General features: G+C 69.0%; 8 protein-coding genes. 4 read left to right on the top strand and 4 right to left on the bottom strand.

All coding sequences use genetic code 11. The annotated features are described in order from the left end of the window. A partial coding sequence (locus ACXJKR_RS22055) for a UPF0149 family protein (RefSeq protein ID WP_457324634.1) occupies positions 1 to 331 on the bottom strand: 331 nt, incomplete at its 3' end. A 25-nt stretch (positions 332 to 356) separates the two neighbouring features. Further along, positions 357 to 596: a hypothetical protein gene (locus tag ACXJKR_RS22050; RefSeq protein ID WP_056203067.1), complete on the bottom strand. Its 240-nt coding sequence runs from the start codon at positions 594 to 596 to the stop codon at positions 357 to 359. Between the two features lie 75 nt (positions 597 to 671). On the opposite strand from ACXJKR_RS22050, the gene ACXJKR_RS22045 reads away from it, so the two are divergent. From ACXJKR_RS22045 to ACXJKR_RS22030, 4 genes are all read left to right on the top strand, one after another. After that, positions 672 to 1,517, top strand: coding sequence for a transposase (locus ACXJKR_RS22045; RefSeq protein ID WP_457324633.1), 846 nt, complete (start codon positions 672 to 674; stop codon positions 1,515 to 1,517). Further along, a complete protein-coding gene (locus tag ACXJKR_RS22040) occupies positions 1,517 to 2,353 on the top strand; it encodes an amidohydrolase (protein WP_457324632.1) in 837 nt (278 codons plus the stop codon). Before ACXJKR_RS22045 ends, ACXJKR_RS22040 begins: the two co-directional genes overlap by 1 nt. A gap of 99 nt (positions 2,354 to 2,452) precedes the next feature. After that, the gene (locus ACXJKR_RS22035) at positions 2,453 to 2,893 is read left to right on the top strand and encodes a tetratricopeptide repeat protein (RefSeq protein ID WP_457324631.1); all 441 of its coding nucleotides are present in this window, start codon (positions 2,453 to 2,455) and stop codon (positions 2,891 to 2,893) included. A gap of 51 nt (positions 2,894 to 2,944) precedes the next feature. Then, positions 2,945 to 5,182: a penicillin-binding protein 1A gene (locus ACXJKR_RS22030; RefSeq protein ID WP_457324630.1), complete on the top strand. Its 2,238-nt coding sequence runs from the start codon at positions 2,945 to 2,947 to the stop codon at positions 5,180 to 5,182. Positions 5,183 to 5,194: 12 nt separating this feature from the next. Here the strand turns inward: ACXJKR_RS22030 and ACXJKR_RS22025 are convergent, their stop codons facing one another. Both ACXJKR_RS22025 and ACXJKR_RS22020 read right to left on the bottom strand, forming a co-directional pair. Further along, entirely contained in the window at positions 5,195 to 5,581 is a 387-nt protein-coding gene (locus ACXJKR_RS22025) for a VOC family protein (RefSeq protein WP_457324629.1), read from the bottom strand. 50 nt (positions 5,582 to 5,631) lie between these two features. Continuing rightward, a partial coding sequence (locus ACXJKR_RS22020) for a group II truncated hemoglobin (protein ID WP_457324628.1) occupies positions 5,632 to 5,964 on the bottom strand: 333 nt, incomplete at its 5' end.

The raw sequence follows: 5,964 nt of genomic DNA, 5'->3' as shown, positions 1-5,964 counted from the left end.
CCCAGGCCTTGGGCGCATGCGTCCAGGCCATGGCGATGGATTGCACATGCCGCAGCATCGCCATGACGACCTTTTTGCGCTGCTTGCCGCTGGCGAAGGGCTTGGGGTCGGGCTCCTGGTCGCCGCCCCAGACCACCGGCAGCCAGGCGTCTCCAGGCAGGTCGGCCAGCTTTTGCGGCGACAGCAGCAGGCCAGTCAGATAGCCGTCCAGCGCCTCGATGTTCATCGCGCTATCGGTGGGCAGCACCGAGAGCAGCTCGTCCAGGTCGTCGAGCTCCTCGTCGGACAGCGGCCGGTTGTCGGAGGCGGGGTTGTATTGGGGGTACTGCATGGGAGTCGTCCTTTGCCTCGCGAGTTCAGCCGTGGCGGCCGTGGCGGCTCTTGGGCTTCTTGTTGTCGATTTCGGCGATCTGTGCCTTCAGCAAGGCCATCAGCACGCGGGCGTTCTGCTCCGTCATGACGATGACGCTGCTGGGCTCGATGCCGTCGATGGGCGTCTTGGGCGTGACCATGGCGTCCACCTTGAACATGATCTGGCCGTGCTGGTTGGCGGACGCGGCCTTGAACTTCTGGATTTCGATTTGATGGGTCTTCATGGGGCGTGCCGGACGAATGAGGAGACCGGCAGGCCGCCATCTTGCCATTCCGGGCGGCGAGACTTAAGGTGGCGCATGGCAAGGCCTGCTCGACTCGAGATCGCTGGCGCCGTCTATCTGATCGGCGCCCACTGCCCGTTCGAGAGCGGGCAGCAGGCTTTTGTCGACGAAGCCGATCGTGCCGAAATGCGTGCCTTGCTGGCCCAGGCCCTGCACCGTTTCGACGCCCAGGCCCTGGCCTACGCCCTGCTGCCCGACCACTACCACCTGCTGTTGTTCACGCGCCGCGCCAATCTGTCGCAGCTGATGCGGCATGTGAACGGCGTCTACACCCAGCATCACCAGCGCCGCCACGGCTTCAGCGGCTCGCTGTTCCAGGGGCGTTTCCATGCCGTGCTGGTCGACCGCGAGCGCCATCTGCTGGATGCCTGCCGCTATGTCGACCTCAACCCGGTGCGCCTGCGCCTGGCGCGTGGCGCGGCGGATTGGGCCGGCTCGAGCTTCCGCGCCCTGGCTGCCATGGAAGCCGCGCCCGAATGGCTGGACGTCGATGGCCTGCACAGCCATTTGCTGGGGCGCCCGGCGACGACGCCGGCCCAGCATCGCCTGGCCGGCGAACGCTATGCCCGCCTGGTCGCCTCCGAGCCCGGCTTGCAGCTGTGGCCCGGGCGTCTGCGTGAACAGATCTTCCTCGGCGACGCTGACTTCGCCGCGCGCATGCGGGCCGCCGCCGTTGCGCCCCGTCGCGTGGCCCGCACGGGCTTTGGCGAGTGGCTGAAGCGCGCCGGTGGCATCCGCGAGCAGGCGCTGTGGCTGGCCCATGCCGAGGGCGGCGTCGCGATGACGGATCTGGCGGGCCAGCTCGGCCTGTCCGTCTCGCGCATCAGCCGCCTCATCGCTGCCGCCGAGCGAGCCGTCTGATGCTCAGACGCCGGGCATTGCTGCTGGCCGGCCTGCCGGTTCCCGCATGGGCGCAGGCCTATGCCGGCCCGCTGTTCGATGCTCATCTGCACTACAACGACGACGCCCAGGCGCCGCATCCACCGGCCGACGTGCTGGCGCGCATGGCCCGTGCCGGCGTGCGGGGTGCGCTGGTCAACAGCAGGCCAAACGACGGCACGCTGCGTCTCGTCTCTGAGCCGGGGCCGCAATGGGTGCCCTTCATCCGCCTGTACCGCGACCGGGCCGACTACACCGGCTGGTTCGCCGACGACAGCATTCGGCTGATGGTGCTGGAACTGCTGAAGCTCGGCAGCCCGGCCGGGCCCTTCCGCGGCCTGGGTGAGTTCCATCTCTACGACAGCGCCAATGCCGATGGGCCGACCGCCATCGCACTGATGAAGCTGGCGCGCGAGCGCGGCCTGACCGTGCTGGCTCACGTGGACGATGTGGCGGTCGACAAGCTGCTTGGCCACGCGCCCGGCACGTCGCTGATCTGGGCCCACACCGGCATTTCCGGCGAGCCCTTGCCGCGCGTGAAGGAGCTGCTAGCCAAGCACGCGGGTCTGCGCGGCGAGCTGTCCTACCGGCCGGGCATCACGTTTGACGGCAAGCTTGGCGAAGACTGGCGCGCACTGATGACACAGCACCCGGGGCGCTTCCTGATCGGCTCCGACACCTGGGTCCCCCAGCGTCTGCAGCACTACGAGGGCCTGTTCGCCGAGTACCGCGGCTGGCTCGGGCAGTTGCCGTCTGAGGTGGCTCAGCGCATCGCCTGGCGCAACGCGGCCGAGTTGTTCGCCCTCCAAGCTGCTTGAACGGCGCAAGGCCGCCATGACTTCTGACAGCCCCCGTCGTGGCAGCGGAGGGCGCTAAGCTGGCGGCCCTGCCAATCGGCATCACTTCGGGAGACGCCCATGCGCCGCTTCGTCCTGACCGCCTTGCTGCTGGCCAGCTCCGCCTGGGCCGCCGACATGAGCCCACCGCCGGAGATCAAGCCTGCCGCGGCCGATCCACTGGCCACGCCACGCCGCCTCATCGCGGCCAAGGACTGGGCAGGCGCCCTGGCCGCGTTGCGCACCGAGCCCCAGGCCGGCAATGCCGACTGGCACAACCTGATGGGCTATACGCTGCGCAAGCAGGCCACGCCGCAGTTCACCGAGGCCGAGGCCCAGTACCTGCAGGCACTGCGCATCGACCCCAACCACCGCGGCGCCAACGAATACCTGGGCGAGCTCTATGTGATGAAGGGCGAGCTGCCCAAGGCGCATGAGCGCCTGGCCGTGCTGGAGAAGCTCTGCCCGGCCGGTTGCGAGCAGCGCGAGCACCTGCAGCGTGCCATCGCGGCGGCCAAGTAACAGCTTGCAGCCCGCGCCAGAGCCAGGTGGCCACCCCCTAGGATGCGCGCCATGCTGAAGTTCCTTCTCCAACGCCCCTGGCTCGCCGCCCTCGTGGGCGTGCCGTTGGCGATCCTGCTGCTGGGTGCCATCGTGGCGGCGCTGATCTGGGCGCAGCTGCCGGCCCTTGATGCGCTGACCGACTACCAGCCCCACCAGCCGCTGCGCGTGCTCAGCGAGGACGGCCAGCTGCTGGGCGAGTTCGGCGCCGAGCGGCGGCGCTTCGTGCCGCTGAAGGACATCCCAAAAGCCCTGCAGGACGCGCTGCTGGCCGTCGAAGACAGCGACTTCTACGTGCACTCCGGCATCGACTACAGCGGCATCGGCCGCGCCATGCTGCACAACATCCTGCACCCGACGCGGCTGCAGGGCGCGTCCACCATCACGCAGCAGCTGGCCCGCAACATCTTCCTGAGCAACCGGCAGACCTTTGCGCGCAAGGCCCAGGAGGGACTGCTGRCCATCAAGATCGAGAGAAACCTGAGCAAGGATCAGATCCTCGAGATCTACATGAACCAGATCTCGCTGGGCAACAAGGCCTATGGCTTTGGCGCCGCGGCCGAGCGCTATTTCGGCAAGCCGCTGGACAAGCTCAACACCGGCGAGATTGCCGTCCTCGTCGGCCTGCCCAAGGACCCCAACCGCCTCAACCCGGTTCTCTACCCTGAGCGCACCAAGCGTCGCCAGGCTGTCGTGCTGGGACGGCTCGTCGCCGTGGGCCAGATCACGCAGGCCCAGGCCGACGCCGCTCGCGAGAAGCCGCTGGACGTGCGCCGGCCCAAGCGCCTCTCCGGCGTCGCCGACCACGCCGCCGAGCAGGTGCGTGCCGAGATGGTGACGCGCTTTGGCGAGGAGGCCTACACGCGTGGCCTCACCGTCTACACGACACTGCGCTATGCCGAGCAGGCGGCTGCACAAGAGGCGCTGCGCCATGCGCTGTTCGAGCTGGAGCGCCGCCAGCCGTTCCGCGGCCCCGAGGCGACCGTCGAGCTGCCTGAAGGCGAAGACTTCGACGAGGCCCTGGAGACCGCCTTCGACGCCCACCCCGACCTCGGCGAGCTGCGCACCGCCGTGCTGCTCAAGGTCGACAAGAGCGCGGCCGAGCTGGTGATGGCCGACGGCGAGAAGATCAGCTTGAAGGGCCAGGCGCTACGCCCGCTGCAGAGCCTCAAGCGCGGTGCCGTGCTGCGGGTGATGGAGTCCGGCAAGCAGTGGCAGCTCAGCCAGACACCGCAGGCCGAAGGCGCCGTCGTCACGCTGGACCCGGCCACCGGCGCCATCCGCGCCCTGGTGGGCGGCTTCGACTTCGCCCGCAACCAGTTCAACTCCGCCACCCAGGCCTGGCGCCAGCCGGGCTCGGCCTTCAAGCCTTTCATCTACTCGGCCATCATCGACCAGGGGGCCTGGGCCGGTACCCTGGTCAGCGACCAGCCCGTCGAGGTCGGCGACTGGTCACCGCGCAATTACGACGGCCAGTACGAGGAGGCGCTGACGCTGCGCCAGGGCCTGGCCCGCTCCAAGAACATGGTCACCATCCACCTGGTGCAGGCCCTGGGTCCGCAGCGCGCCCGCGCCTGGGCTGCGCGCTTCGGCCTGGACGAGGACAAGCAGCCGCTGAACCTGACCATCGCCCTGGGCACCGGCTCCGTGACGCCGCTGCAGATGGCCCAGGGTTACGCCGCCTTCGCCAACGCCGGCCAGCTGCCGACGGCCTGGCTCATCGACCGCGTGCAGGACGCGCAAGGCGCCGTGCTGTGGAAGGCCGAGCCGCCAAAGATGAGGACGGCTGTCAGCCCGCGCAATGCCTTCATGACCTCGCAACTGCTCGCCGCCGTCGCGCGCGAAGGCACCGGCGCGCGGGCCAGCAGCCTGCTCGGCCGCTGGGACCTCTATGGCAAGACCGGCACGACCAATGACGCTGTCGACGCCTGGTTCTGCGGTTTCCAGGCTACGCGGGCCGGTGCCGTCTGGATCGGCTATCCCCAGCCCAAGTCCCTGGGTGAGCGCGAAACCGGCGGCGGCCTGGCCCTGCCCGTCTGGGTCGCGACCATGGCCGTGGCCTTGAAGGGCCAACCCAGCACCCAGCTGGCACCGCCGGACGAGGGCCTGGTGCAGCAGGACGGCAACTGGTTCTACTCGGAATTCGCCGGCGACATGGCAATCGCGCGCATCGGCCTGCCACCGGCCCCGCCGCGCGTCGATGAGGCCGCGTCCGAGCCCGCGCCGTCGGCGCCGCCGATCAACCAGTAGCGACCAGCGGGCTCATTGCCCGGCTGGCGGCTCCCAGAGCTCGACCTTGTTGCCGTCGGGGTCCATGACCCAGCCGAACTTGCCGTACTCCGAGTCCTGCGGGTCGCCGACGACGTTGCAGCCTTCCACGCGCAGGGCCGCGAGCAGGCCGTGCAGGTCGGCGACGCGGAAATTGATCATGAAAGCCGCTGCGCTCGGCGCAAAGTAGCCGGTGTCGGCCTTGAAGGGGCACCAGTTGGTGCCACCCGCGCCACCCGGGTTGTCGGCCGTGGCCCAGGGAAAGGTGACGCCGCCCCAGGCCTCGACGGGCAGGCCGAGGTGCTTGCCGTACCACTCGGCCAGGGCCTTGGGGTCGGGCGATTTGAAGAAGATGCCGCCGATGCCGATCACGCGTTTCATGCGAGCTCCTGAAGTGGCACGATTTCAGCACGCGATGGGGTGCTTGCGCATCAGCCCTGATACGGCCCCTTGACCTCGCCCCAACCCCATTTGGGCATGGTCGCGTCGGCGTCCACCGTCACGCCAGGTTGCGAATTGAGAACGGCCAGACGCGAGCCCCATTCAAGGTAGCCCACCAGCGCGGAGCGGAACTCGGGGTCATCGGGCATGCCAAGCTGATCGGCCGTGTCCAGCAGCAGTGCGACCCAGGCGCGGCGCTGTTCCTGGCTCAGATGGCGGTCGAGATGCTGGCGCACCATGTGCGGATGGCCGCCATGCTCGGCGGAATAGGTGGCCGGCCCGCCCAGCACCTCGGCGAGGAAGGCGGCCACATGAGCCGGATG

The organism is Roseateles sp. P5_E11, assembly GCF_054049355.1.
This window is presented reverse-complemented; position numbering and strand designations above follow the sequence as displayed.